The sequence below is a fragment of the Mycoplasma sp. CSL7491-lung genome (assembly GCF_018913965.1).
Classification (GTDB): Bacteria; Bacillota_I; Bacilli_A; order Mycoplasmatales; family Metamycoplasmataceae; genus Mycoplasmopsis.
Window position 1 is genome coordinate 42,391 of sequence record NZ_JAHMHG010000001.1, and the last position, 26,442, is coordinate 68,832.

The 26,442-nt window shown below is 27.3% G+C and carries 26 protein-coding genes and 1 riboswitch; of the genes, 19 read left to right on the plus strand and 7 right to left on the minus strand.

The annotated features are described in order from the left end of the window. Positions 1-129: 129 nt before the first annotated feature. From ylqF to KQ876_RS00160, 4 genes are read right to left on the minus strand one after another with little or no spacing between them, the layout of a single operon-like run. On the minus strand, positions 130-984 hold the full coding sequence (ylqF, locus tag KQ876_RS00145) for a ribosome biogenesis GTPase YlqF (protein ID WP_205852440.1): 855 nt from the start codon (positions 982-984) through the stop codon (positions 130-132). Further along, positions 977-1,255 carry a hypothetical protein gene (locus tag KQ876_RS00150; RefSeq protein WP_205852278.1) on the minus strand — a complete coding sequence of 93 codons (279 nt, stop codon included), beginning with the start codon at positions 1,253-1,255 and terminating at the stop codon, positions 977-979. The genes ylqF and KQ876_RS00150 overlap by 8 nt, the downstream gene beginning before the upstream one ends. Before the next feature lie 3 nt (positions 1,256-1,258). Continuing rightward, positions 1,259-1,981 carry an RNA methyltransferase gene (locus tag KQ876_RS00155; protein WP_205852441.1) on the minus strand — a complete coding sequence of 241 codons (723 nt, stop codon included), beginning with the start codon at positions 1,979-1,981 and terminating at the stop codon, positions 1,259-1,261. Beyond that, entirely contained in the window at positions 1,968-2,501 is a 534-nt protein-coding gene (locus KQ876_RS00160) for a tRNA (cytidine(34)-2'-O)-methyltransferase (protein WP_205852280.1), read from the minus strand. Before KQ876_RS00160 ends, KQ876_RS00155 begins: the two co-directional genes overlap by 14 nt. Positions 2,502-2,736: 235 nt before the next feature. Between KQ876_RS00160 and secY the strand changes: the two genes are divergently transcribed. From secY to KQ876_RS03670, 12 genes are all read left to right on the plus strand, one after another. Next, on the plus strand, positions 2,737-4,152 hold the full coding sequence (secY, locus tag KQ876_RS00165; protein ID WP_216489744.1) for a preprotein translocase subunit SecY: 1,416 nt from the start codon (positions 2,737-2,739) through the stop codon (positions 4,150-4,152). Further along, positions 4,146-4,784, plus strand: a complete 639-nt coding sequence (locus KQ876_RS00170; protein WP_205852282.1) for a nucleoside monophosphate kinase — start codon at positions 4,146-4,148, stop codon at positions 4,782-4,784. Before secY ends, KQ876_RS00170 begins: the two co-directional genes overlap by 7 nt. Before the next feature lie 61 nt (positions 4,785-4,845). Continuing rightward, the gene (gene map / locus KQ876_RS00175) at positions 4,846-5,592 is read left to right on the plus strand and encodes a type I methionyl aminopeptidase (RefSeq protein ID WP_205852283.1); all 747 of its coding nucleotides are present in this window, start codon (positions 4,846-4,848) and stop codon (positions 5,590-5,592) included. Positions 5,593-5,608: 16 nt separating this feature from the next. Beyond that, positions 5,609-5,809, plus strand: a complete 201-nt coding sequence (gene infA / locus KQ876_RS00180) for a translation initiation factor IF-1 (RefSeq protein WP_371813988.1) — start codon at positions 5,609-5,611, stop codon at positions 5,807-5,809. A 17-nt stretch (positions 5,810-5,826) separates the two neighbouring features. After that, a complete protein-coding gene (gene rpmJ / locus KQ876_RS00185; RefSeq protein ID WP_174893073.1) occupies positions 5,827-5,940 on the plus strand; it encodes a 50S ribosomal protein L36 in 114 nt (37 codons plus the stop codon). Positions 5,941-5,959: 19 nt separating this feature from the next. Then, a complete protein-coding gene (gene rpsM, locus KQ876_RS00190; protein ID WP_205852284.1) occupies positions 5,960-6,328 on the plus strand; it encodes a 30S ribosomal protein S13 in 369 nt (122 codons plus the stop codon). 2 nt (positions 6,329-6,330) lie between these two features. Continuing rightward, positions 6,331-6,720: a 30S ribosomal protein S11 gene (gene rpsK / locus KQ876_RS00195; protein ID WP_174893071.1), complete on the plus strand. Its 390-nt coding sequence runs from the start codon at positions 6,331-6,333 to the stop codon at positions 6,718-6,720. Between the two features lie 35 nt (positions 6,721-6,755). Next, the gene (locus KQ876_RS03660; RefSeq protein ID WP_205852285.1) at positions 6,756-7,766 is read left to right on the plus strand and encodes a DNA-directed RNA polymerase subunit alpha; all 1,011 of its coding nucleotides are present in this window, start codon (positions 6,756-6,758) and stop codon (positions 7,764-7,766) included. 1 nt (position 7,767) lies between these two features. Continuing rightward, on the plus strand, positions 7,768-8,136 hold the full coding sequence (gene rplQ / locus KQ876_RS00205; protein ID WP_174893069.1) for a 50S ribosomal protein L17: 369 nt from the start codon (positions 7,768-7,770) through the stop codon (positions 8,134-8,136). 89 nt (positions 8,137-8,225) lie between these two features. Then, positions 8,226-8,954, plus strand: a complete 729-nt coding sequence (locus KQ876_RS00210) for a class I SAM-dependent methyltransferase (RefSeq protein WP_205852286.1) — start codon at positions 8,226-8,228, stop codon at positions 8,952-8,954. 36 nt (positions 8,955-8,990) lie between these two features. Beyond that, positions 8,991-11,363, plus strand: coding sequence for an MYPU_1760 family metalloprotease (locus KQ876_RS00215; protein ID WP_216489746.1), 2,373 nt, complete (start codon positions 8,991-8,993; stop codon positions 11,361-11,363). After that, entirely contained in the window at positions 11,363-12,013 is a 651-nt protein-coding gene (locus tag KQ876_RS03670; RefSeq protein WP_205852288.1) for a DUF402 domain-containing protein, read from the plus strand. Before KQ876_RS00215 ends, KQ876_RS03670 begins: the two co-directional genes overlap by 1 nt. 26 nt (positions 12,014-12,039) lie before the next feature. Here the strand turns inward: KQ876_RS03670 and recO are convergent, their stop codons facing one another. Beyond that, positions 12,040-12,711: a DNA repair protein RecO gene (gene recO, locus KQ876_RS00225; RefSeq protein ID WP_205852289.1), complete on the minus strand. Its 672-nt coding sequence runs from the start codon at positions 12,709-12,711 to the stop codon at positions 12,040-12,042. Positions 12,712-12,835: 124 nt separating this feature from the next. On the opposite strand from recO, the gene KQ876_RS00230 reads away from it, so the two are divergent. Genes KQ876_RS00230 through KQ876_RS00250 form a run of 5 tightly spaced genes read left to right on the plus strand, consistent with a single transcriptional unit; the run spans position 12,836 to position 19,549 of the window. Next, entirely contained in the window at positions 12,836-13,150 is a 315-nt protein-coding gene (locus tag KQ876_RS00230; RefSeq protein WP_205852290.1) for a hypothetical protein, read from the plus strand. Next, positions 13,150-14,799 (plus strand): DAK2 domain-containing protein, encoded by a 1,650-nt coding sequence (locus KQ876_RS00235; RefSeq protein ID WP_205852291.1) that lies wholly within the window; start codon positions 13,150-13,152, stop codon positions 14,797-14,799. The genes KQ876_RS00230 and KQ876_RS00235 overlap by 1 nt, the downstream gene beginning before the upstream one ends. A 1-nt stretch (position 14,800) precedes the next feature. Beyond that, positions 14,801-15,772, plus strand: a complete 972-nt coding sequence (gene plsX, locus KQ876_RS00240) for a phosphate acyltransferase PlsX (protein ID WP_205852292.1) — start codon at positions 14,801-14,803, stop codon at positions 15,770-15,772. Between the two features lie 2 nt (positions 15,773-15,774). Then, a complete protein-coding gene (rnc, locus tag KQ876_RS00245) occupies positions 15,775-16,605 on the plus strand; it encodes a ribonuclease III (RefSeq protein WP_205852445.1) in 831 nt (276 codons plus the stop codon). Between the two features lie 7 nt (positions 16,606-16,612). After that, a complete protein-coding gene (locus tag KQ876_RS00250) occupies positions 16,613-19,549 on the plus strand; it encodes an AAA family ATPase (protein WP_205852446.1) in 2,937 nt (978 codons plus the stop codon). 60 nt (positions 19,550-19,609) lie between these two features. On the opposite strand, the gene KQ876_RS00255 is transcribed toward KQ876_RS00250, so the two are convergent. Beyond that, positions 19,610-20,473, minus strand: coding sequence for a hypothetical protein (locus KQ876_RS00255; RefSeq protein ID WP_216489748.1), 864 nt, complete (start codon positions 20,471-20,473; stop codon positions 19,610-19,612). Continuing rightward, positions 20,473-21,399, minus strand: coding sequence for an RluA family pseudouridine synthase (locus KQ876_RS00260; RefSeq protein ID WP_216489750.1), 927 nt, complete (start codon positions 21,397-21,399; stop codon positions 20,473-20,475). Before KQ876_RS00260 ends, KQ876_RS00255 begins: the two co-directional genes overlap by 1 nt. Positions 21,400-21,691: 292 nt before the next feature. Between KQ876_RS00260 and ffh the strand changes: the two genes are divergently transcribed. Together ffh and KQ876_RS00270 are read left to right on the plus strand one after the other, a co-directional pair. After that, positions 21,692-23,032: a signal recognition particle protein gene (gene ffh, locus KQ876_RS00265; RefSeq protein WP_205852297.1), complete on the plus strand. Its 1,341-nt coding sequence runs from the start codon at positions 21,692-21,694 to the stop codon at positions 23,030-23,032. Between the two features lie 265 nt (positions 23,033-23,297). Further along, a riboswitch (Lysine riboswitch) is annotated at positions 23,298-23,464 on the plus strand. A gap of 109 nt (positions 23,465-23,573) precedes the next feature. Beyond that, positions 23,574-26,378, plus strand: a complete 2,805-nt coding sequence (locus KQ876_RS00270) for an OppA family ABC transporter substrate-binding lipoprotein (protein WP_216489752.1) — start codon at positions 23,574-23,576, stop codon at positions 26,376-26,378. The last annotated feature ends 64 nt before the right edge of the window (positions 26,379-26,442 follow it).

Consider the following 26,442-nt stretch of genomic DNA (forward strand, 5'->3'; position numbering starts at 1 on the left):
CTTTATTTTTTATGTTCTTTTTTTAACTGGTTTAAAATATTTTTTAATTCTGTTTTTGATTCAAATCTAAAAATGTAAGAAATAAAACTAGATTTCTTAACCTCATATGTGATTGGATCAAAAATAGGTTTAATCAAAAGTTACGCCTGACATATTTTTTACTAACTGTATAAAATGATTTTGTGCTTTTTCTAAATCTAGTTTACCCTTTTCTTTATAAAAATTAAATTTGATTGCATAATCATGAAATAATGAGTAAATTTCTTTATCGTCATTAGAAGGTTTTAATCCTCAATTTTCTATTATAGTTGGATAATATTTTGATAGAAGTGCTCAAATTTTTGTAGCAACAAACTCTCTACCAAAATTTTCGCTTTTAATTGAACCAATTGCAAGTAACTTAATAGCGACTTCCTGATCATAAAATTTAGGTAGTAATATACCAGGTGTATCTAAAAATAAAAATTCACCATTAACGACTCATTTTTGTTTAGTTGTTACACCAGGATAATTTGCAACTTTTAATTTCGAAGTTGGAGAAACTAAATTTATTAAAGTAGATTTGCCACAATTTGGTATACCAACAACAAATGATTTTATTTTTGTTTGTATCAATCCTTTTGCTTTGTTTCTTTCAATTCTCTCTTGACTCATTAATTTAAGTTTTTTTAAAATTATATTCTTTGATTTATTTTTTCTTAAATCTAATCAAAGAATATGTTCACCCTTAAATCTTTTTGTAATTGCATCTTTTTTACTTTGATCCATCAAATCACTTTTAGTTATTATGAATAATCTTTGCTTTTGAGGAGCGATTTTATCAAAATCTTCATTATATGAACTAATTGGACATCTTGCATCTAGTACAACGATAAAGATATCGGCAAGCGTTGCGTTTTCTTTTATTTCTCTAATCCCTTTTGCCATGTGTCCGGGATATCAATTAATTAAATTGTTGTATTCTTTTTCGTTTTCGTTATTCATTTTTTCCTTTTTTGATATCAGATAATTGTGTTTTCAATCTAATTAAGTCAAATTCTAGTTGTTCCTTTTTTGTTTGAATTTTTATTAATTCTTTTTCTAATTCTTTTTTTTGCTTTTGTTCAATTTCTAAGTCGTTCAACAAAATACTAATTTCTGAATAAATTTTTTCTAGTAGTTTATCGATTTCAAGAGTACTATAACCTTTTAATGTTATTGGAATATTTACATTTTGAATATATTCTAAAATTTTAAAATTGCTTTTTTTATTCATTGTTTATCCGTTTCTTATTTTATTTAAAATTATGGCAGCACTCATAGAGACGTTTAAACTTTCAAAACTAATTGGTATATAGATTTTTTGATCAAGTAGAGCAATTATATTTTTATCAATTCCTACACCTTCATTACCAAAAATAATAACCATATTTTCGTTATTAAAATATGTGTCATTAAGTTTTGTTGAACTTTTATCTAAAAGTGTTCCATAAATTTCAAAACCATTTTTTTTAAGTTGTTTAATTGTGCCTATGCTATCTTTAGTTTCTACTATGTTTATTGAAAACATAGCACCTTGTGACGAACGTATTATTTTGTCATTATAAGGATCTGTGTTTTCGACTATAACAGTATCAAAATCGAATGCTTTTGCAAGTCTAAAGATGGTTCCGATATTCCCTGGATCTTGAACATTATTTAATAAAATTACTTTATTTATTTTAATATTATTAATCTTTTTGTTATTGCATAAAGCGAAAATAGGTTGTGTTGTTTTTGTTGGTGAAATATAATCTATTAAATGTTCTTCAATTAATGTGGAATTTTTATATTTTTCATTTCCGGGTATTTCAAAAATTTCTTCAATAATTCCGGAATTTTTAGCTTCTTCAACTAAGTGATAACCAAAAACTAAAAACTTTTTATTTTCTCTTCTATATTTTTTATCAAGTAATTTTTTTAAAAATTTAATTTTAGGATTCTGTCTACTACTTAAAATCATTTTCGATTAGAAAATCTTTCCCTTTTTCTACTTCAAATAATGATAAGTCTTTAAAGTCTAATTGTCTCATAACTTCAAATCCTAAAATAGAAACGCAGTTTGCTAAATTAATTGATCTCATTGCAGAAACCATAGGTATTCTCAAACAATTATCGATATTATTTTTTAAAATTTTTTTATCTATACCGGTTGATTCTCTACCAAACATTAATCAAATTTCTTTATTTTGATTAAAGACGTTTTTATAATTTATATCAGTATAATTTTTTAATCCATATCTTGTTATGTAGTAGATGTTTTTGTCGTGATATTTTTTTGCAAATTCTTCGTAAGATGAGTGTATTTCATGTTTAATATCAGAAAGCATTCTGCCTGCACCATATCTTTTTAGATATTTTGGATGCAAATCAAAACTAGTAGGTTTTATTATGTGTAATTTCATACCCAAAGCAAAACAAGTTCTGATAATATTACCTGTATTCGGGAAAATTTCAGGTTGATAAAGTACGATATTAATCATTTTTTCTCCTTTTGTTAATATATTATTTAAATTATATATTTTTTATTATTTTTAGTGCATAAAATGTAGGATAATATGCGTTTTAAATATTATTTTTACTAAAATTAAATTTAATTTTTTATTTTTTCTACAAAAAAATATCAATAGCAGTTGTTTATGCAAATATATTGGTTAAATTTAATAATTTTAAAAATAGAAAAATTTTATATAATTAAAATACAAAAAAGAGGTAACATTGGATAGTTTAATATTATATATAAGACGTGGTTTTAGAGCATTTTCTAAATCATGAGTTTCTTTTTGAAAGACAAAAGAATTATTAAAAAAAGGAATTTTTACATTATTATTTTTGGTTATTTTTATTTTAGGAACTTCTCTTACAGCTCCTTTCATTAGAATTCAAAATCAAAATCAACTCTCAGAAAATTCATTTTTAAATACTTTAAATTTAATAGGTGGTGGAGGTTTAAGGCAATTTTCGCTTTTTGCTTTAGGAATAAGTCCGTTTATTAATGCATCGTTAATTATGATGATTTTACAGTCTAAAATTTTTCCGCCAATCTACAAATTGAGTCAAAGTGGTCCGCAAGGTCGTAGAAAAATAAACATCATTACTCGTTTAGTTACTCTAATTATAGCTTATCCACAAGCCGTTTTCTTAGTCAAGTCATTATCTGCGCAAGGAACAAGAGGTTTTATCGAAATTGTTGGAACAAACATTTTAAGCGAATCTACTTTAATATATTTTATAATTCCAATCATTTTAACATCTGCTTCATTGGTTGCGTTATTTATTTCAGAACAAATAACTAACAAAGGTATAGGGAACGGGACTAGTTTAATTATTTTTACTGGTATAGCCGCAAGGTTACCGTATCAATTTAAGAATGCGGTAGAGTATTACATCGGTGGTAATGGCTCTAGTGGAGTTATGACCGGTATAATTGATGTTGTTACATATTTTAGTGTTTATTTATTGACTATTTTAATAATTGCTATATTTTATGTAGCGGAACGTCATATTCCGATTCAACAAGTTGGTGCAGGACGTTCAAGAAATCGTAAAGAAATGGGTAAATTACCTATTAAAGTTAATCCTGCAGGAATTATGCCAATTATCTTTGCTATGATGGTTTTATCATTTCCTACTATGATTGCAAATTTACTTCCAGAGACAAGTATAGCGAAACAATGAATTAATACTAATCTTCAATTTACACAACCTGTAGGATTTACTTTACTAGTTGTGATTGTTTGAGTATTTTCATTATTAATGGGAATTCAACAATCAAAAGTCGATAAAATAGCCGAAGATTTTACAAAAAATTCAACTTTTATACCTGGTCTTAGACCAGGAGAAGAAACTCAAGATTATTTAATAGGTACAGTTTTTAGATTAAGTGTATTTTCTTCTATTTATTTATTAATTTTAGGAAGTATGCAATTTGTACAAATAATGGCCGGTATTCTTCCACAAAGTATTGCTTTTGGTGGTACAGGATTAATGATTTTAGTTTCTACAAGTATTGAAACTTTAGATCAACTTAAAGCAAGAAGAAAAACAATGCGTTTAGCGAGAGCAAAACGTCTATCGAGAGATATTAATGATATTAACGATGTAAACAATGTAGATGAAGGATTATTGTGATAACAAAAAATTTAATTTTTATGGGTCAACCTGGTGCTGGAAAAGGTACAGTGGCAGAGTTAATAACAAAAGAAACTAATTTAGTTCATTTATCAACTGGTAATATTTTTAGAACAGAAATAAAAAATAAAACAACACTAGGATTAAAAGTTCAAGAATATGTTAATTCTGGAGGATATGTTCCAGACGAAATAACCAACGAAATAGTATTTAATGCTATAAGTAAATTAAAAAATGAAGGTAAATACTTTATTTTGGATGGGTACCCAAGAACAGTACAACAAGCCGAGTACTTAAAAAGTTTAAAAGAATTTGAATTTGATGTAATTGAAATAAGAGTTACTCAAGAAGTTGTTTTAGAACGTCTTGGAGGAAGAAGAACATGTTCTAAGTGTGGTACAGGTTACCATATTAAATTTAAACCAAGTAAAGTTGCTGGAAAATGTGACTTAGATGGTGCTGACTTGATAATAAGAAATGATGATACTGAAGAAAAAATAGTAAATAGATTAAAAATTTATCAAGAACAAACAAAACCATTATTAGACTACTACATAGGCATGAACGAGTTAAAAGTGGTTGATGGAAGTTTAGCTCCAGAACAAGTAGCAAAAAAAGTACTTGGAATTTTATAAAATTTTGTTAAAATTTAGATACTTTTGGTATCTATATTTTTTATACATTTAAGGAGAATTTATGATTCAAATTTTAAAAGAAAATGAAATAAAAAAAATTACTAAAAGTTGTCAAATCTTGGCAGAAGTAAAACAAATACTTTGAGACTTCATAAGACCAGGGGTTTCTTTAGAAGAGATTGATCAATTAGCTTGTAAAGAAATTAAAAAAAGGGGAGCAAATTTATCTTTTAAAGGATTATATGGTTTTCCCGCTACAGCTTGTATATCTGTAAATGAAGAATTGATCCATGGTATTCCTTCCAAAAGAATCGTAAAAGATGGAGATTTAGTTAGCGTTGATCTCGGATGTGTTTGAGAAGGTTACCATAGCGATAGTGCTTTCACAAAAGGTGTTGGCAAAATATCAGAAATAGACCAAAAATTAATTAATGTAGCTAAAGGTGCTTTTGAAGCGGGTGTCGCAGCTATTAAACCAGGGGCACGTGTAGGAGATATATCTTATGCAATTGGACGTTACATTAGAAAAAATAAATTATATACACCATCCGAATTTTGTGGTCATGGTATTGGTAAAAAATTACACCAAGATCCAGATGTTTTTAATTCGGGACATGCAGGTACAGGTCCATTATTAAAAGATGGAATGGTTATTTGCATTGAACCTATGATAACTCAATCAAAAAATATTTATATTAAAAATGATGGGTGAACAGTTGTTAGTGAAGATGGTACTAATACAGCTCATTATGAACATACTGTTTTAATTAAAAACGGAAAAGGTGTTATTCTTACGAAAGGAATTTAATTTGGCTAAAGACGGATTAAAAATAAAAGCTGTTGTAAAAGAAGCTCATACAACAGATTTATATACTGTTGAACTTGAAAATGGTTTAACAATTAAAGCTCACATTTCTGGAAAAATGAGAGTTAATCATATTAGAATTTTACCAGGTGATACAGTTGATGTTGAAATGAGTCCTTACGACTTAACTCAAGGTCGCATTGTGTATCGTCATAAATAAAATCGAGGAGATACAAAATGAAAGTTAGAGCAAGTGTTAAAAAAATCTGTAAAGATTGTAAAATTATCAAACGTAGAGGAATTAACCGTGTAATTTGTGTTCAACCAAAACACAAACAAAGACAAGGTTAATATTTAAGAAAGGGAAAATATGGCTAGAATTTTAAACGTTGAAATTCCTAATGATAAACGTGTTGTTATATCACTTACATACATATATGGAATTGGTAAATCAACAGCACAAGAAATTTGTGCACAAGCAGGAATTGATGAAAACGCAAGAGTAAAAGACTTACATGAAGATCAATTATCTAAAATTCGTGAAATCGCTAAAAATTATGTAACAGAAGGTGATTTACGTAGAGAAGTAACATTAAACATAAAACGTTTAATGGAAATTAAAAGCTACCGTGGTATAAGACACCGTAAAGGTTTACCAGTACGTGGACAATCTACACAAAAAAATGCACGTACACGTAAAGGTCCAAGAAAAACAGTAGCAGGAAAGAAAGGTAAATAATAATGGCTCGTAAAACTAAAAAGAAAAATATTGTTAGTGGTGTAGCACACATTCATTCTACAAACCAAAATACCATTGTTACATTTGCTGATGAAAATGGTAATGTTATTGCTTGATCTTCTGCAGGAAGCATCGGTTACAAAGGAACTAAGAAAAAGACTCCTTATGCTGCTGGTTTAGCAGCTCAAGCAGCAGCTGAAGCTGCTAAAGAACACGGAATTAAAACAGTTAAAGTTGAATTGAAAGGTTTAGGTGCTGGTAAAGATGCAGCTAGAAAACAAATCGAAGTTGCAGGAATTACAGTTACTGAAGTTAAAGATGTAACACCAGTTCCACACAACGGTACAAGACCACCAAAAAGAATTTTAAAACGTGAACGTGCAAAAAAATAATTTAAACCAAGTTTAAGAGGAAAGGAAATCTAAATATGGAAAAAATGAAACCATTATCATATAGAAAAAAACCAGAATTTAGAGTTGTTTCAGACAATGAAGTAACATTTATATTAGAAGGTTTAGAAAGAGGATTTGGTAAAACTTTAGGTGTAGCACTTAGAAGAATGATTATATCAAGTATGCCTACTTTAGCACCTTTTAGCGTACGAATAGAGGGTGCTGAGTTTCATTACAAAGCACTTAAAGATGTTACTGAAGACGTTCTATCATTAATAATGAACCTAAGAGAAGTTAATTTTACATATTCCCCATCATATGTTGCTGATGATGAAATTGTTAAGGTTAAACTTAAATCAAATGAAATTGGACAAATCACTGCTAAATCAATGGAAGTAAGCAACCCTGGTGTTCAAATTATCAACCCAAATCAATACATCGCTACAGTTAATTCACCTGATGCATTAAATCTTGAATTGTTTCTTCGTGTAGGACGTGGGTTTATGTCTGAAGAAGAAAATAAAAATTACATCAATGATAAAGATTTAAAATCAAAATTAGAAACAGATATTAAACGTGCTGAATTTTTAGCAGTTGATTCTAATTTTGCTCCAATTAAGGCTGTAACATGAGATGTTAAAGAATTAAACTCTGATTCAACTAAAATTGAAGAAGCTTTAGAATTTAAAGTTGTTACAAATGGTTCAATTACTGCAAAAGAAGCTATAAAATATGCTTCAGAAATGTTAATTGGATTATTTAGAGTTATTGGTGGTGTTGAAAATATGGAAGATGTTCAAATTTTCGAAGAACCAAAAGTTGAAGAACCACAACAAATTGAGGATGATTTAGATATTACACAACTTGGTTTATCTGTTCGTTCTCTAAATGCACTTAAGAAAAGTGGTAAGAAAAAACTTAGTCAAGTTGCTGAAATGAGATTTGAAGAACTTGAAGGAATTAAGAACTTAGGTAAGAAATCTGTACAAGAAATTATTGAAAAACTTGAAGAACATGGTTTACAATTAAAAGAGGGAGAAGAATAATATGGCTAATCCAAAACAAATTTATTCACGTAATACAAAATGAAGAAATGGTGTGATGCGTTCACTTACAAGTGAATTATTCGCAAACGGTCACTTAACAACAACTTTAACAAGAGCTAAAGAATTAAGAAAACATGCTGAAAAAATGATTACTAAAGCAAAAAACCCTACATTAGCTAATGTCCGTGTAATTACAAGTTATGTAAGACCTATTACTGTTAAAAATTCAGACAAAAAAGTTTACAAACATTTAATTGACACTATTGCACCAAAATACAAGGAAAGACAAGGTGGTTATACAAGAATTATTAAATTACCTAAACGTCTTGGTGACAATACAAGAATGGCAATTATTGAACTTGTTGATTAATTCAAATAATAATTAAATATTCGGATTGTTCCGAATATTTTTTATTTCAAATACTAAAATAACAAGTTTTATTTTGTTATAATAAATAAATGAATTTTAATGAAAATAATAAGAGTGTTTTTGAAGATGATCAAACAGTAGTTAGATATGCTAAATCAAATTCTTCAATAGGTCTTTGAAAATCTGAAGAATTTATTTTTGATAAGTATTTCAAAAATAAAAACTTCAAATTACTTGACATAGGTTGTGGAACAGGTAGAACAACATTCGGGCTAATAAAAAAAGGATTTACTAATATTCTTGGTGTTGATATTTCATCTAATATGATTGATACTGCTAAATATTTAGCAAAAAACGATAATATAAATGTTAATTTTGAGATAGCAAATGCCTCAAAATTACATTATGCAAATAATTCATTTGAATATGCTCTTTTCTCTTTCAATGGATGACCCGGAATACCTAGTGAAGAAGGAAGAATAGATGCTATAAACGAAATATATAGAGTTTTAAAATCTGGTGGAATATTTATTTTTTCAACAATTATTAGAAATGAGGATACATACATTAAACCTAAAGATGAAATAGTACTAAAATGTAGTGAATTTAAAATAAAAAATTATGGTGATCATATTTTTTTAAATGAAAATAATTTATGCGATTTTATGCATTTATATTCTTATGAAGAATTAATGCAATTATTAAATAAAACAAAATTTACAATTTTAGAAGTTATTGACAGAGATAAAAATTTTTTAGAAAATTATAAAGTAAAGGAATTTGCGAATAATACTCATTTTATTATTTTAAAAAAATAATATAATTAATATATCGATAAAAATAAGGAGAAAAAGATGAAAAATAAGTTATCATTAATCAAAAAAATTGCAGCTAGTTCATTGTTAATTTCACCAATTTTATTAACAATAAGTTGCGAGCCGATCGATTTTTTATTTGGTAAGAATGATTCAAAAGAAACTACAAAAACTGACTCTGGAATCGTAATAAAAAACGATGGAACTTCAAATACTTTTGATGCAAATAACGGATTTGATCAAGCTCCAAAAGATACAAATAATAATACTGACACCGCAAATGTTTCGAATGATAATACATCTAATAATGATGTTATTTCTGAAAACGACAACCAAAATAAACCAATAGACGAAATACCAACAGATTTGAGTGATGATTCTGATAATCACAAAATAAATGAGGAAAATTCAAAGAACGAGCAAAAAGATAATAAAGAAAATGAACCTTCAACTAGAAAGCTTATCGATATTAATTTATTCCCTATTTTAAAAAATGAAGCATCATATGGAGATTCACTTTCTAGTGAAGAATTATATAACGATTTGGTTAAATTAAATGATACCTCTATTGATAGCTTGGATGATATAAAGGAAATGAAGACAAATGATGGACGTTTTTACTACGAATATCAAGATCCTTATACAAAAATATTTTTTAGAGATTTTTCATATTATACAAATCAAAATGATCATAGATATTTACTAGGAAAAAGCGGAATAGTTAAATTAGCCCAAGAGTTTAAGAGAAAAATACCATTTGGTACAGAAGTTTTTGATCTTGATGGTATTAACATCAATGATTTTAAAATCATTGGTAAAAACGCAAACGGACTTTATATACCTTCTACAAAAACCATTTATATTAATGGATCTATTTTAAGCGAACAATCTTTTAACGAATATCAAAGAATAGGCGGAATTATGCCTACTGTTTTCCATGAGTATATTCATCATTGAGCTACATCATATGCTGAAACAGGTTTGCTTAGTGATCCTGAGATTGAAGTTACAAGCACAACCGATGATATCGATGATAAAAAAAGAATTGATATTTATTATGATCCTAATTCAAATTCTAAAGATAATCATACCCATGGTTCAAGACAATATTGAAATGCATTTTTTACAAATAAATTTTACAACTTATTAAACTATGATGTAGACAAAAAAGGTTTTATAGATTATGAAACTTTATCTCTATTTGGTGGTCCTGATTTAGCTCTTAGAACAGAATTAAGTTTTATGTATAGAAAACTTTCTGCAAACGATTTATGAAATATTTCTAATTCGAAAACAGGTCCACAATATCTTAAAAATCCAGAAAATTATGTTAATTTATCATACTCTCCAAGCGAATCTTTTAAATTAGATTATTCTAAAATTAAATATTATTATTCATTGACCGAACTTTTACCTAGAGAATATTTAAAATTTGCTTATGAATCGTACTTTAATATGAATCATGTAAACGAAGCATATGAAAATAGATTTACAAATAAATCAAGTATTGGTTGATTTGGTCTTCATTCTTACAAAGAAGATAATAAGGATAAAACTTTAATTTTTTCACCTTCAGCAAATGCTGATGATTGAAGTAAAGTGTTTTTGAATAATTTTGATTCCTTTAGAAGACAATACATGTTTCAAGATGGTAAAATAGACCCTAATACTGGCGAGCCAAGATTAAGTGCTATAATGTATCCTACTTCGGTTTTTGATATTTCAACTTTTAAATATACCGAAAAAACAGGAGTTAATTATAACGGAAGATATCTTATTGGTCAATTACCTGAATATAAAACTAAAAGTAGGTCAGAAGATTTTTATAAATTATTTTTAAAAACAATGGGTTATGGTAAAACAATTTCTCAAATTTATTTCGATAATGATTTTGAATGAGTTGGTTCTAATGGAGTTTCAATTGATGAAGCAAAAGCAAAAACAATAAAATTTACTGGATTTTTAGATAACAAAAATGTTAGTGGTATAGTACTTAAAGATTCTAATAATCAAATTTACAAAACAATCGGTATTGAATATTATGATTTATTCAATTTCTTTGGTCATAAGGATTTTGATCAAGGAGCAACATTGATAGATCCAAATACTAACAAAAATACCAAAGATAGAGAAAATCAAATAGCAAATCGTTTATATCCAGAAAATAAAAATTATTTTCAATATATAACAAAAGAGTTTGTCAATATTAAAAATAATTCTCTAATTTATTTATGAACTGATTTAAATAAAAACGGTATCGTAGAAGAAGATGAATTGAATAGCGAACAAATAACATTACCAGAACAAAGATGAGTATCATCACAAAGATCTAGTACAACAAACACTTCATTATCTAAATATAAAGTGATAAAAGATGAAAATAACAGAACAAAAATAGAGGAATACACTTAATGAAATGAGACTTTAGTAAAATCCAAATTGGACAAATGGTTAATATTCAAGCATATAAACATAACGGAAAATTATATCGTCAGTGATCTAATGCTAAAATAATTTTTCATAATAAAAGGCATATAGTTCTTTCGTTAAAGGGAACTAGGGTTGTAGAGACTTCTAAAAATTATAAGGGTTGAAAATACAAGGAAGACGCCATTTGGTTCTTTCCTAAAGAAAGTTTATATAACACTATTGTATTAATCAAAAGAAAATTAGGCTATTCATATTATACAAATTTAGCTTCAAGACCCATTTTTGAAGATAATACAATTAAATTTATCGATTATGATTTAGATATTAAAAGTTATCCTAATAGAGATTTACAAATTGTGGATAAAGAAGAGTTTAAAGAAAATTCTAAGTTATATAATTATCCAGAACAATTAAAAAAAGATATTTATAATGAATTAACCGAAGTAATTAATTTATATAATAAGGATGAATATTTTTTTAACGAAGGGATTATTGCATATTATTTAGAATTAATGTTAAAAGATAAATTAATTGATTTAAAAACATATAATATATATACCAAAAAATATAAAAATAGTTATAGTGAAGAAACAGAAATGTTTAACAAATTAAATAAATATTTAAAATATTAGTTAACACTTTTGGTGTTAACTTATTTTTATATAATGTGTCCTGATTCTTTGATTAAAACATAAAATTCTGATCTGATTTTTCTGTCTAAATTATAATCTGCAATTTGTAAGTATTTGTCAAAATTATGAAATAAAGATCAATAAGCATTAAGTTCCAAATTAGTTTTTATATAGATATGACCGTGTTTATTACAAATAAAACCGCCTTCTGATGCTTGAAAATCAATTAAATTTTTCCTTGAACCACAAATTCTACATTTATTAAAAATTGGAACAATACCAAAATAAACGGTACTTTGAACGTAGATAAAAGTAACGAATTTATTGGAGTTTTCAACGTTAAATTTGTCAAAATAATCCTTGTATGAATCAAATAAATGATTCGGAAAATTAAAGTTTAAAAATATATTTTTTATTCTTAAAAATGAACTATTTTTTTTCTTGTTTGTTATGTCAAAAAAATGAGTAATTGTCACTTTTTTTAGACGGCCAATTTTATCTTTTAATCGACTTGGAAAATATTCAATTTCTACAATTGAACCTGGTATTAAATTAGCTCTATTTTTTGAAGAAATTTTATTTAGGCCTTGAGCAAAAAGTCTTAACATACCTTTGCGTGTAAAAAATGAAACTATAAATCCATTTTCTTCTATTTGTTTCACTTCTAAAACTATTCCAAATTTAATGCTAATAGGCATAAAAACTCCTTTTTACATTAATATTTTACTAGAATTAAATTTTACTAAAAAACTAATAATGTTGTAAAATATAACTAATACTTAAATAAGTACTTATTTTTATATACTAGAATAGAGGTTTTAAGTGAAAATAAAACAAGCAAGCGAATTATTTTTTAAAATAATCACTTCAATTCCTGGTATTCATGCAATTCATGAATTATCAAATGATGAAAGAATTACAAAAGATATTGACGATGATAATGTAGAACTAATCGACCGTATTTTTGCTTATGAAAGTACTCCAAATGTTTTTAATTTTAAGTTAGCTATAACTATTTTAGAAGGTGTAAATGTTAACTCATTAAATACTGATTTGTATAAAAGAGTACAAAGGACTTTTAAAAAAAATAAAATCTCGTTAGATAAATTAATAATAATAGTTAAAGGAGTTAAATAATGAGTAAAAAAACAATTAATTTAACCGGATATGAATTTGCGCAGGCTATCATTTCAGGTGCAACTGCACTCCAAAATGCAAAAAATCAAATTGATGCTATGAATGTTTTTCCTGTTCCTGATGGAGATACCGGGACTAATATGTCTTCAACTGCTTACGGTGCAATCGAACTTTTAAATTCATATGATAAAAATATTGACATCGCAACTGTTACTAAGGAATTAGCTCATAGCATGTTATTTGCAGCAAGAGGTAATTCTGGTGTAATTTTAAGTCAAATTTTTAAAGGATTTGCAGAAGCTTGTAAAAATAAAAAAACATTAAATTTAGACTCATTATTAAAAGCTTTTAGAGGTGCAACGGAAGCTGCATATAAATCGGTTTTTAAACCTGTTGAAGGTACAATGCTTACTGTTATCAGGGAAACAACAGAAGATTTAGAAAGAGAGTTTTATCGTTTTGATAGTAGTAGAGTTACAATTAATGAATTTTGATCAAAACTTTTAAAATTTATGCGCGAAAGTTGTGACGAAACTCCTAATAAACTTAAGACCTTACGTGAAGTTGGAGTAACTGATAGTGGTGGAGAAGGTTTGTTTAAAATATTCTGAGGGGTAAATGAATATTTTAATGGTAGACCAGTTAAATTAGAAGAAAATGAAAATGTAAATGTTTTTTTAAGTAGCGAAGAAGTTTACAACGGTGAATTTGGTTATTGCACAGAGGTTTTAGTTGATTTGGATAAACCAAAAGATTTTGATAAAGAGTCTTTTACAAAGAAACTTGAAATGATAGCTAATTCTTTAGTAGTTGTAAATGATGATAATATTTTGAAGGTTCATGGTCATACTGTTAAACCTGGAGATATGCTTAATTTTGTTCAAGAATTTGGTGAATTTATTAAAATAAAATCAGAAAATATGACACTTCAAGCGAATGGTTCTAGAGAAAATGCTAAGGTGATAAAAAGTAATTTAGAAAATTCTAAAAGAAATTTATGTGGAGTTGTCTCATGCAATTTAGGTTCAGGAATCATTCAGAGAATGAAAGATTTGGGTACTGATTTTGTTGTGGAATCAGGACAAACCCAAAATCCTTCTGCTCAAGATTTAATTAACGCTATTAATTCGGTTAATGCTGATACAGTGTTTATTTTGCCTAATAATTCAAATGTTATTTTAGTTGCTCAACAAGCCGCTCAAGTTGTTCGTGATAAAAACATTATAGTTATACCAACAAAAACACAAATTCAGGGTTTGAGTGCCATTTTAAATTTCAACCCAGAAACAAGCGCTGAAGATAATAAAGAATTAATGGAAGAATCGATTGAATTGGTTTCAACAGGGGAAATAACAAAAGCAGTTAGAAACACTAAGATAAATGGTATAAAAGTTAAAGTAGATGATTATTTAACAATATTAAATGGTAGAATTGTAAATTCTAGCAAAAACATAACAAATTCATTAAGAGATTTAGTGTCTAGAATGATTCAAGATGATAGTCAACTTGTAAGTATTTATTACGGAGAAGACGGTAATATTAATGAAGCTAATGAATTAAGTAATTATATTGAGTCTAATTATGAAGTTGAAGTTCAAGTTATTGATGGTAGCCAACCTAATTATTCTTATTTAATAGGAGTCGAATAGCATGGAATTTAAATACAAAATAGCTTTGGATGCAAATGGATTAGATTTTGGTTCTATTGAAGCTTTAGAAGGTTCAAAAATATTTGTTAAAGATAATCCAGATACTGAAATACACTTGGTCGGTGATTTTAAAAACATAGATATTAGTTTATTACCTAAAAACATCAAAATTTATCAAAATAACATAAAATCAGCTAACCCAAGAGATATACGTCAAGTGATGCGTGAAAATATTTCTATTAATGAAGCAATCGATTTAGTTAGAAATAATATTGCTCAAGGTATTATTTCAGGTGGTGATAGTGGTTCTTATTTAGCTTCCTTAACTTTCAAGTTGAAAAGACTTGAAAATATTTCTAGACCTGCTTTCATGGGTATGGCTTATTCTATAAGAAATGAAATATTATTAATGTTGGATATAGGTGCAAGTTTGGAAGCTAAACCAGAATATTACCTTGAATGAGCAAAATTAGCTAATAGGTTTTATAAAGTTATGTACAAAGTTGAAGAGCCTAAAATTACTTTATTAAATATAGGTGTTGAAGAATATAAGGGTACTCAAATTTTAAGAGATGCACATGAATTATTAAAAAACGAAAATTTTAATTATATTGGATTTTCAGAACCTAGAGAATTATTGCAAGGTAAATATCAAATTGCCTTGACGGACGGTTATGGCGGTAATTTAGTTACTAAAAGTTATGAAGGTGCATTGTTAACTTTTAAAGATGCGTTAAAAATTCATGTTCAACGTAGTTTTATTAGCAAAATTGGTGCTTTATTAATGAAAGGAGCATTTAAAAAAGTTGCTAAAACCTTCGACTATAGAAATATTGCGTCAGCATGAGTTATTGGAGTTAATGCTCCTGCAATTAAAATTCACGGTGCTAGCGATCGAAAAGCCGTTTTAGTGGCGCTAAACAATATGAAAAATGCATTAGAGTTTGATTTAATGTCTCATTTAAAAGGTTAAATATGGAAGTTAAAATAGATAAAGTAAAAAACGAGCAAATATTAGCTAAATTATTACCTTTTATAAAAGGATTAAAAAACGATTATAATTTAAAAATTTCAGAATCATATGCTAAAAAATTAATTAAATGATTTATCAAAAATTTTTATTATGTTCCTAATGAAATTCATCATTACATTTTAGCAACTACACATAAATCTTTCGATCCTAAAGATGAAACAAAAAAAACAAATTATGAGAGATTAGAATTTTTAGGAGATGCTTTTTTACAACTGTACACATCAGATTTAATTTTTAAAAATTTTAAAAATTTAAGTCAAGGAGAATTAACAAGATTGAGAGCTGACATAGTTAATACTAAAACTTTGGCTAAAGCTTCAGATAAAATGAAATTAATCAACATTTTAAGAACCGGTAATGGTAGAATGGAAGAAGAGGTTAAGAATTCATTAAAAGTTAAGGCGGATACTTTTGAAGCTATAGTAGGAGCTATTTATATTGATTTAGGAATAGAATTTGCAAGTAATTTTATTTTTGAACATTTAATTAAAGAAAATATGGAGCATAAAGTTGTAAATAGTAATGAAAAATTAGTCACAGATGAAAATTTAATGTTTACAACCGAAAAAGATCCTAAAACACAATTGCAAGAATATTTCCAAAACATAGATAAAAGAAATATTACTTATGAAACTAGGGAAGAAAATGATAAAATTTTTGTGGCAAAAGCTATAAAAGATGGTATTGTTTATGGCGTTGGTTCTGGAAGTTCTAAGAAAAGAGCTGAAACCGAAGCTGCTAGGGATGCTTTAAAAAAGCTATATAAATATTAGGAGAAAAATGAAATTAATTAAATTTGAAGCACATGGGTTCAAATCATTCGCAGACCCAATTGTTTTGCGTTTTGATGGTGGTGTTGCTGGGATTGTTGGTCCTAATGGTTCTGGTAAAAGTAATATTAATGATGCTATACGTTGAGTTTTAGGTGAACAAAGTTCAAAAGAATTGCGTGGAGATTCCATGCAAGATGTAATTTTTGCGGGTTCTAAAACAGTTCAACCTATGCAAAAAGCAACTGTATCTCTTACATTTGATAATAGAAAAGGTGAAAGTTCTATTCAAAGTGAGTATATTAAAATTACTCGTTCTCTTGAACGTGGAAAAGGTATTAACGAATATTTTATTAACGATCAAAAGGCTTTACATAAAGAAATTAAAGCTTTAGCTATGGAAACTGGTATTGGTAAAAGTTCGCTTGCTATTATTTCTCAAGGGACTGTCTCTGATATCGCAAATTCTTCAGAAGAAGAAAGAAGAAGAATTTTTGAAGAAGCCGCTGGTGTTTCTAAATATAAATTACGTAAGCACGAAGCTACTTTAAAATTGGATAGTTCTGAGCGTTCTCTCGATATTTTAGAAGCCAAAATTAAAGAAATGGATAGACAACTAAAACCTTTAAGAGAAGCGGCTGAAAAAGCTAAAAAGTACAAAGAAAAAGTTGATGAATTACGTTCGGTAGAAATTGGTTATTTAGCACATGAAATTGAACGAAATGAAAAGATATATTTAGACTTATCTGAAGAATTAGTTGGGGTTGAAGAAACTAAATTATCTTATAATAAAGAAATCCAAGAATCAGAAGAAAAAATATCAAGTAAAAGAGATGAAGTTGTTGAATTAGAAGAAGAGATTAATACTTTAACAAGTAAAAAAGAAGCTCTTTCTACAGAAATTCAAATTATTGATAAAACAATAACAGAAAATAATCTTATTAGAGAAATGAAAGTAAATGGTCAAGGTAACTTTAATGAAGAAGAAAGAATTCAAGCGGTTATTGAAGAAGCAACAATAGCTGAAAAGAAAATTAAATATCTTGAAGATAGTTATAATTCTGTTGTAAAAGAAAAAAAAGAAGCATTTGACCTTATTGATGAATACCGTAGAAAATTCAATGATTATGAACGTAAAATAAATAACACTACAAATCAAATTATTTCTATTGAAACAAGATTAAAATTACTTGTTGAAAAGAAAAATAAACAAACTAACCTACACCAAGGAACTAAAAATATTGTTCAAAACAAGCATGTTTTTAGGGGTTATATAGGGTTAGTTAGTGAATTATTTACAGTTGAACAAGAATTTATTCCGGCAATAGATGTTATTTTAAAAGCAGCGGCACAAAATATTGTTGTTGAAAATTCTGATGTTGCTGTTAAGGCTATTAATTATCTTAAAGCAAATGAAGGTGGAAGAGCTACTTTTATTCCTTTGGCGTCTATAAAAGGAAAAAGTGTAAGAGACGATTATTTATTAGTTCTACGTAATAATCCTGGATTTATTGGCTTAGCTAAAGATTTAGTTACTATTGATGATAAGTATAGAGTTTTAAATGAATTTTTATTAGGTAATATCATTGTTGTTTCAGATATTAAAGTTGCAACTCAAATTTCTAATTTAGTTGAGAAAAAATATATGGTTGTTACAAAAGAAGGTGATATCATCAGAGTGGGCGGTGTTATGCACGGTGGAACCAAGGATATCGCAAGTGATTTAATTGGTTTAGACGGGCAAATTAATCAGTTAAAAGAAATCATACCTGGACACAAACAAGTTGTTGAAAACTTAAGAAAAGAAAAAGATAATTTAATTCAATTAATCGAAAGTGAACAAACTAAACATAATTCTCTTGATACTCGTGAATCATTAATGAGAGTTGAAATTCAAAAAGAAGTTGAAAAGTTAAAAAAATACAAATCAACAATTGAATTTTCGGATTTAAACAAAACTCAAAAAGTTGTAGAAGGTAATGTTTCTGCAGAAACTAAACTTATAGAGCTTGAAAACGAGCTAAAAATAGTTAATTTTGATATTGAAACAAAATCAAAAATTAGAAATAAAATTAATGCTGATATAGTTTCGATAGAAGAAGTTAGAAAAAGAACCCAAAAAATGTTGAATACATTACTTAATTCTTTCTTAGAAAAGGAAAAAGCAAAAGCAAAAGCAGAAAACTTATTCAACATACACAAAGATAGATTAGGTTCATTTTACTCAATTACTTTAGAAAATGCTAAAAATAATTTTCCATTAACAATGTCTGTTGAAGCTGCAAAAGAATTGGTTTATGATTTAAGACATGAAATTGAAGAAATTGGTAATGTAAACTTAAATTCTATAGTTGAGTTAGAAGAACTTGAAAAAAGATTCGATGAATATACAAGCAACTATAACGAAGTTAAAGAAGCTAAAAATATTTTAATAGAAGCTATAAAGGACTTAGATAATAATATTATCAATCGTTTAACTAAAATTGTTGATGATGTTAATGTTGAAATGGATGCAGTTTTCCGTTCAATGTTAGGTGGTGGAAAAGCATATGTAGAATTTATTGATCCTAAAAATATTTTAGAAAGTGGAATTAGCATCTTTGCACAACCTCCTGGAAAAACAGTTAAAAATTTAAAACTATTTTCAGGTGGTGAAAAAGCTTTAATTGCTATTTCATTATTGTTTGCAATACTTAAAGCAAGACCACTTCCTCTTTGTATTTTAGACGAGGTTGAAGCAGCTTTAGATGAGTCTAATGTTGTTAGATATGCAGAATATTTACAAAAACTAAAAGAACAAACTCAATTCTTAGTTATTACTCATAGAACCGGAACAATGGCAAGAGTAGATAGCTTATTCGGTGCAACAATGCAAAGAAGAGGTGTTACAAGTTTCTTTAGTGTTAAATTAGAAGATGCTAAAAAATTAACAGAAGTAGACCAATAAGCTAATTGAAATTTATATTAAAAACATCATAATCAACTGTTATGATGTTTTTAATAATTTTTATTTTTTAGTTATATTATAAATTAGTTTGGCTAATTCTTCTTTTTCCATATCTTCATAGCCGAAAATATTTAATTTCTTAGCAATATCATTTAATTGTTCTCTTGGTAGTTCGATAATTTTCTTGTAATTTTCTGAATTTGTATAGTCATCTTTAGAATGTGAATTTCTATTATTGGAATTTTTTTCTTCCTCAGATGAATTAGTTGTATTAAACGAAGAAGGTCCAAAAGGATTGTTACTTCTTATGTTTTCCATAAATGCTTTTTGATATTCTTCCATTGTTTTTACATATTCAATATACTTGAATGCTCTTTGTATTTTATTTAATTTACCATGCAAGAAGAAGATAATTACCATAAATATCACTAAAGACAATATATTAAAAATTAATGAAATTATTGATAAATAATTATTACCTATAGTAGCAAAAGCATTTTGTGTTATCGAAACAATAAAACCAATTATTTTTCAAATTGCTAATCCATAATATATTAATTGTACTCATGAACTAATATGTTTAAAGTTTTTGTTTTTATAGCTCTTAAATACTGACATAATGTATGAAACATTCATAGCCATTAATGATATTGTATAAAAAGTTTGTTGAATTAGCTCGCTATTATAGTAAGCTATTGGTTCTCCAAGTTGTTTATTATTTTTAATTGACTCGCTTATTAATAATAAGTATTGTTCTTTTGAAACTAATAATATTATAAACCAACTAAATCATATTAAACTTAACAATGTTATTGCTAAAGTGTACAAAATAAAATAAATTCTAAAATCTTTTTTTTCGTGTTTTCATAATTCATCGGTTGTTTTGATGTTTTTATATTTCTCATTTCAATTTTGATTAAACATTATAGTGTCCTTTCGCTTTTTAAGAATTCATCAAAGTCGAATGATGATGCATTAAATTCTTTTGGGGTTTTTGAAAATAATTCAATTTTCTTTTGTGTAATAGGATGCATAAATTCTAGTTTATAAGCATGTAATCTTTGTCCGAAATCATCTACTTTTTTACCATAGACAGGGTCGCCGTAAATTGGATTTCCAATGTATTTTAAATGTACTCTAATTTGGTGTGTTCTACCTGTTTCTAATTCGCACTTAACTAGTGTTTTAGGCATTTTATCAATGTAGAAAGTTGATAATTTTTCAACTCAAGTAATTGCGTGTTTTGAATTAGTATTTGTTATTGCCATTTTTTGTCTATCATTAGCACTTCTACCAATTGGAAGGTCTAATTTTAATTTTTTATTTTCAATAATTCCATCACAAATTGCTATATATTTTCTATTTATTTCGTGATTAGCAAATTTTTCTGCCAATAATTGGTGTACTTGATTATTTTTAGCTATTATTAATAAACCACTAGTATCTTTATCGATTCTGTGGACGATACCAGGTCTCAAAACTCCACTTTCATTTGAAAGATTATTTTTAAAATGATACAATAATCCATTTACTAATGTTCCGTTTGGGTGTCCAGGAGATGGATGAACAACTAGTCCACTTGGTTTATCTATAACAGAAATATATTCATCGTCATATACTATATCAAGTTCCATTTGTTCCGGTTCAATATTAATTTCTTTATCAATAACCTTCATTATTTTAATTATTTGATCTTCTCTAACTACAAATTTAGGTTTATTGACGGCAACATCGTCTACTAAAATAGCATGTTCATCAATTAAAATTTTAATATCATTACGTGAAATGTTTGTATTATTTGAGATATATTTATCTATTCTTTCTTTATATTCTACTTTTAATTCAATCATATATTAAATTATACATTAAAAAGGCATATTTTTAAGTTCAATATCAAGGTATTAAAGTTTTCGTTTTTGTATAAAAATTTAAAGCAAATATTTTTTATTAATGTTCATTTATTGGGTTTAATGATAATTAATGCTAATTTACAAATAATAATTTAAACACATTATTATTCAAATTAAGGTATTATGTATTTTCGCTATTTATTGTTAGTTTATCTTAACAAGCAAAAAATATACATATCAACTAACTAAATTAATAACATAAAATATAACATCTAAATGGTATAATTAAAACATGGTAGGATTTTTAGAAAAAAGAATGCAAAAAGCACTTGAAAAAGTGTCTAAAAAAATAAAGTTAGATGAAGCCGATTTAGTAGCAGTTACAAGAGAAATAAAAATGGCGTTGTTAGAAGCCGATGTTAACTTGCAAGTTGTAAAAGAATTCATAAAGAACGTTAAACAAAAAGTTCTTGATCAAGAGTTGATTGGAAAATTAAATCCTTCTCAACAATTTATTAAAATTTTACATGAAGAATTGGTTTCTATTTTAGGTAATAAAGTTCAAGAGTTTAAAATAGAAAAAAAACCATATATTATAATGATGTGTGGTTTACAAGGTTCTGGTAAAACTACAGCAACTGCAAAATTAGCTTATTATTTTAGAAAGAAAAAACATATTCAAAAGCCATTAGTTGTTGCTGCGGATATTTATAGACCAGCAGCAGTGGAACAATTAGTCACTCTTGCTAAAAGTATACAAGCTGACTTTTATGAACAAGGGGTTAATAATCCTGTTTCAGAAATTGTTGCAAATGCTCTAAAACACGCTAAAGAAAATGATAACGATTTAATTATTCTAGATACAGCGGGTCGTCTTTCTATTGATGAGCCTTTAATGAATGAATTACAAGAAGTTAAGAAAATTGCACATCCAGATGAAATTTTCTTTGTTGCGGATTCATTAAGTGGCCAAGATATAATAAATGTAGCAAAAACATTCCATGAAAAATTAAAATTAACAGGTTCTATAATAACTAAATTAGATTCTGATGCTAGAGGTGGTGCAGCGTTTTCATTAAGATATATTCTTAATTTACCAATTCGTTTTACAGGTACCGGAGAAAAAATTGGTAATTTAGATTTATTTTATCCAGAACGTATGGCAGATAGAATTTTAGGAATGGGTGATGTTATGTCATTGATCGAACATGCTCAAGATAACATCGATCAAGATAAAATGACTAACATGGTTAAAAAGATTTTATCAGGAAGTTTTACTCTAGACGATCTAATGGAGCAAATTAAACAAGTAAAAAATTTAGGTAAATTTTCAAAAATACTTAAAATGCTTCCAGGAAATTTATCTTCGAGAGTAAATGAAGATCAAGTTGAAAAAGCTGAAGAAAAAATGAGAGTATTTCAAATTTTAATTTCATCAATGACTAAAAAAGAAAGAAATAATCCAAGGTTACTTAGACAAGCTTCTAGAAAAGAAAGAATATTGAAAGGTTCTGGTAGAACACCCCAAGAATTTAATAAACTTTTAAGTGACTTTGATTCTATGGTTAAGCAAATGAGTGAAATGGCTAAAAGTTTCAAAAAAACTGGTGGTTTCGGCGGTTTTGGTTTCTAAACTAAAAAGGGTGTAGGCCCTTTTTATTATTGAAAAAATAACTTTTTAGTTAAAAAATAATTTTTTCAAATTGTAAAAAAACTTTTAAAAAATTATTTTACGTGTATAATAATGGTATGAAAAAAGCGTTACAATGAGACTTTATGATTATTATTAACGAAATTATGAATATTAATATTATTCGCATTCGTTAGTTTTATCATTAAAATTTTGTTGTACTAATTATGTATGCATAACAGATTTTAATGTATAAATTGAAATCTGTTATGTCTATAGAGGAGCTACTAATATTAGTAATCAATTGAGCTGGCAAGCATTGATATTGATGAAAGGATATAGTGGCCGAAACTTGCTTAATGGCAATTAAGTTAGTTGGTAGAAAAGCATAAAAGATTTCTACTCTTTGGTTTAACCATTGGTGCTATAGACTTACATTTCTTTAAATTATTGAAAAATAATAAAAAAGTTTTGTATGGTTATATAGCCTATACAAAGCTTTTTTCATATTTAATAAAAATATATATCATATAAAGGAAATAAAATGAAAAGAAAATATTTATTAATGGGTTCTTTAGCTAGTTTATCTACCCTAGGACTAGCGGTTGCTTGTGGAACCTCGGAAAGCAATTCAAGTACAAGCAGTCAAGAAAATAAAGGAGGAGTATCATTTTCAAATAATTTCAATATTTTAGCAAGAAATGGAATTTATTCAACAAATATTAATTCACCTTTTTCGTATAGTAGATCACGTTTTGATTTAAGTAGTTCTTATGGTGGGTATTCATTATCAAATGAAGATACAACATTTGGAAAATTGGTTGAAGTGAAAAATGAAGGAAAAGCTGAATATTCAGAAGAAGTAGAAAGAGATGCATTTGGAACAATAACAAAAACAACTAGAAAAATTACTAGACCATCAACATGATCATACGAATTGAACGTTGCTGATGCTGTTGTTTTAACAGTAGATGGTCACGAATATACTTTTGATAGTGATGAAGCAGAAATTATTCCAAAACCTGATTTAGAAAATAATTTATACTCTTCAATGTGAGTACAAAAAACAAGTGCAAACGAAAATTCAATTAACTCACAAAACTTCTTCGATAAGCTTAAAAAAGCTACAAAAGTTTCATTAAGAATTAGAGATAATGTTTATTGAGTAAATAATAAAGGTGAAGCTACACAGTATAAAATGAGTGCAGAAGATTATTATTTAGGATTTTTAAGAACATATATGTCAAATGATACTTCATATAGACGTTCACACGGTGGTTCATCTGATCTGGATGCTGCATCAAAAGCTTTATATACAAAAAATGGAGCTAAATTATTCGAAGAAAAAGATACTTATTCAAACTCATATTTATTCGATTTATACAAAATTAGTATAGAAAACTTATTAAACGAAGAAAAAACAGTAACAAACAAAGATAATAGAAGTTACTTTAATGTTACAACAAGTGGCGATGATGCTTTAGTTTATGAATGATTTACAAACAACTTTGTTGGTTCATACGAATATGCACCTGCGCCTAGTGCTTATATTAATGCTGTAAATCAAGGCGCAACTCTTCCTGATTTTGCTACAGATTCAACAGTTCAACAACCTGAAAAAGAGCAAAAAATGACTCAAATTAAAGCAGCTACAGATTTAGCTCAAAAATCAGGTATTTACTGATATGGTTTCAACGAAAATTCAACTTTATATTCAGGTAAATATTACTACGAAGGATATAATGGTGACAACTATACAGCCACATACAAAATTAACAATCACTATGCTTTGGAATCATATTATAATGATCCTACAACAGTTAAAGAATTTAGAAGTGTTTATGTTCAACAAACTAAAGAAGGTAAACAATTTGAAATTGATCAATTTAACGCTTATAAAGCTGGTTTAGTTTCTACTATTTCATATTCAAATTTACCAGAATCAAGTAAAAAAGAAGTTAATGAAAATCCAAAATTATTTGGTGTTAATAAACAACAATCATTAAACGCAGATCATAGTATTGGAAATATATTTTCAACTTTAGTGCCTCGTGCAAAAGATAGTGATGGCGCTAATTCTTATGTTAACGAAGTATATTCACAACTTGTATGGGGCCACTCACTTTCTGAAATTGAAGCAGGTACTGCTACAAATGTTTTAGAATATACAACAACTGGAATTGCCGAAGAATTTAGAAATATATTAACAGCAGCTGTTAACTGATCTCACATAACAACAGTTATGTCACCTACAGAAGAAGCTGTTCCATGGTTATCAACATTAGCGCCCGACTCGGCAATTAACAGTGATGCAAGTGATAAAAGTGCAACAAATAATAGTCCTAGATATAATTGAGAATTACTTTCTACACTTTTTGTTGTAGATAATCAAACAAATCAAAAAGTAGATTTAGGTGGCACAATTGGAAACGAATTAGAACCTAGTGAATCTACAATCATCGGTATTTCTGATAATGACAAATATAAATCAGGAGCATTTGCTGAATTACAAAAAAGAATGAAAGCGTTGCTTGATAAATTCTATGAAGAACACCCAACCCTCAAAGGTCAAAATGTTGAATTTAAATTATTAAAAAGATATAAAAATTATCCACAAACATATATCGAAATAGTTAAAGGTCAAATTGATACAATCAACCAATTAGATTCAAGATTAAAAGCAACATATGTCGAAGAACTTAGTGATAGCGACTTTTATTCATATTGATTAAAATCATCTTCACCAGTTCATACTGCAGGATGAGGATATGATTATAAATCAATTGGTTCAGGAATTGATGGATTATCATGAGGAATGGGTAAAGCTTTCCCAATCTTAATGAGTGTGTTAGGCGACAGTGCTTACAAAGCAAAATTAGAAGTATCATACCCAACAATTGTTAAAGCTGCAAAAAAATTAGGTGATTTTTTAGAACATAATAAAAATACAATTGAACTTTCAATTACCCCAAGTAAAGTTAAATTATTAACAAATGCACAAATGGACCAACTTTCTGATTTACTAGGAACTCAAAAATTTGATGAACAAGGTCAATTAGTTAATTTAACAGAGCAAGATTTAAGTTCTAAAAAATACAAAGATGGTTACACAATATCGGCTCAATTCTTCTCATGATTAAATAATGGTGACACATCATCTGATCACTTTACAAAGAAAGAATTATTAGAATTAGCAAGAGAATTTACTAACCAACAAGGAACAATTGTTAAATTAGCAACAACAGTAACTAAAAATTCATTTGTTACAACAATTTTAAATACTAACTATATTTCACCAGTTGATCAATTAAATTATGTTGATTTAACAAAAATTAGAATAGTTAAATAATAAATTACATATAAAAAACAATTAACCAATTTGTGGTTAATTGTTTGTGTTTTAAAATAAGCAA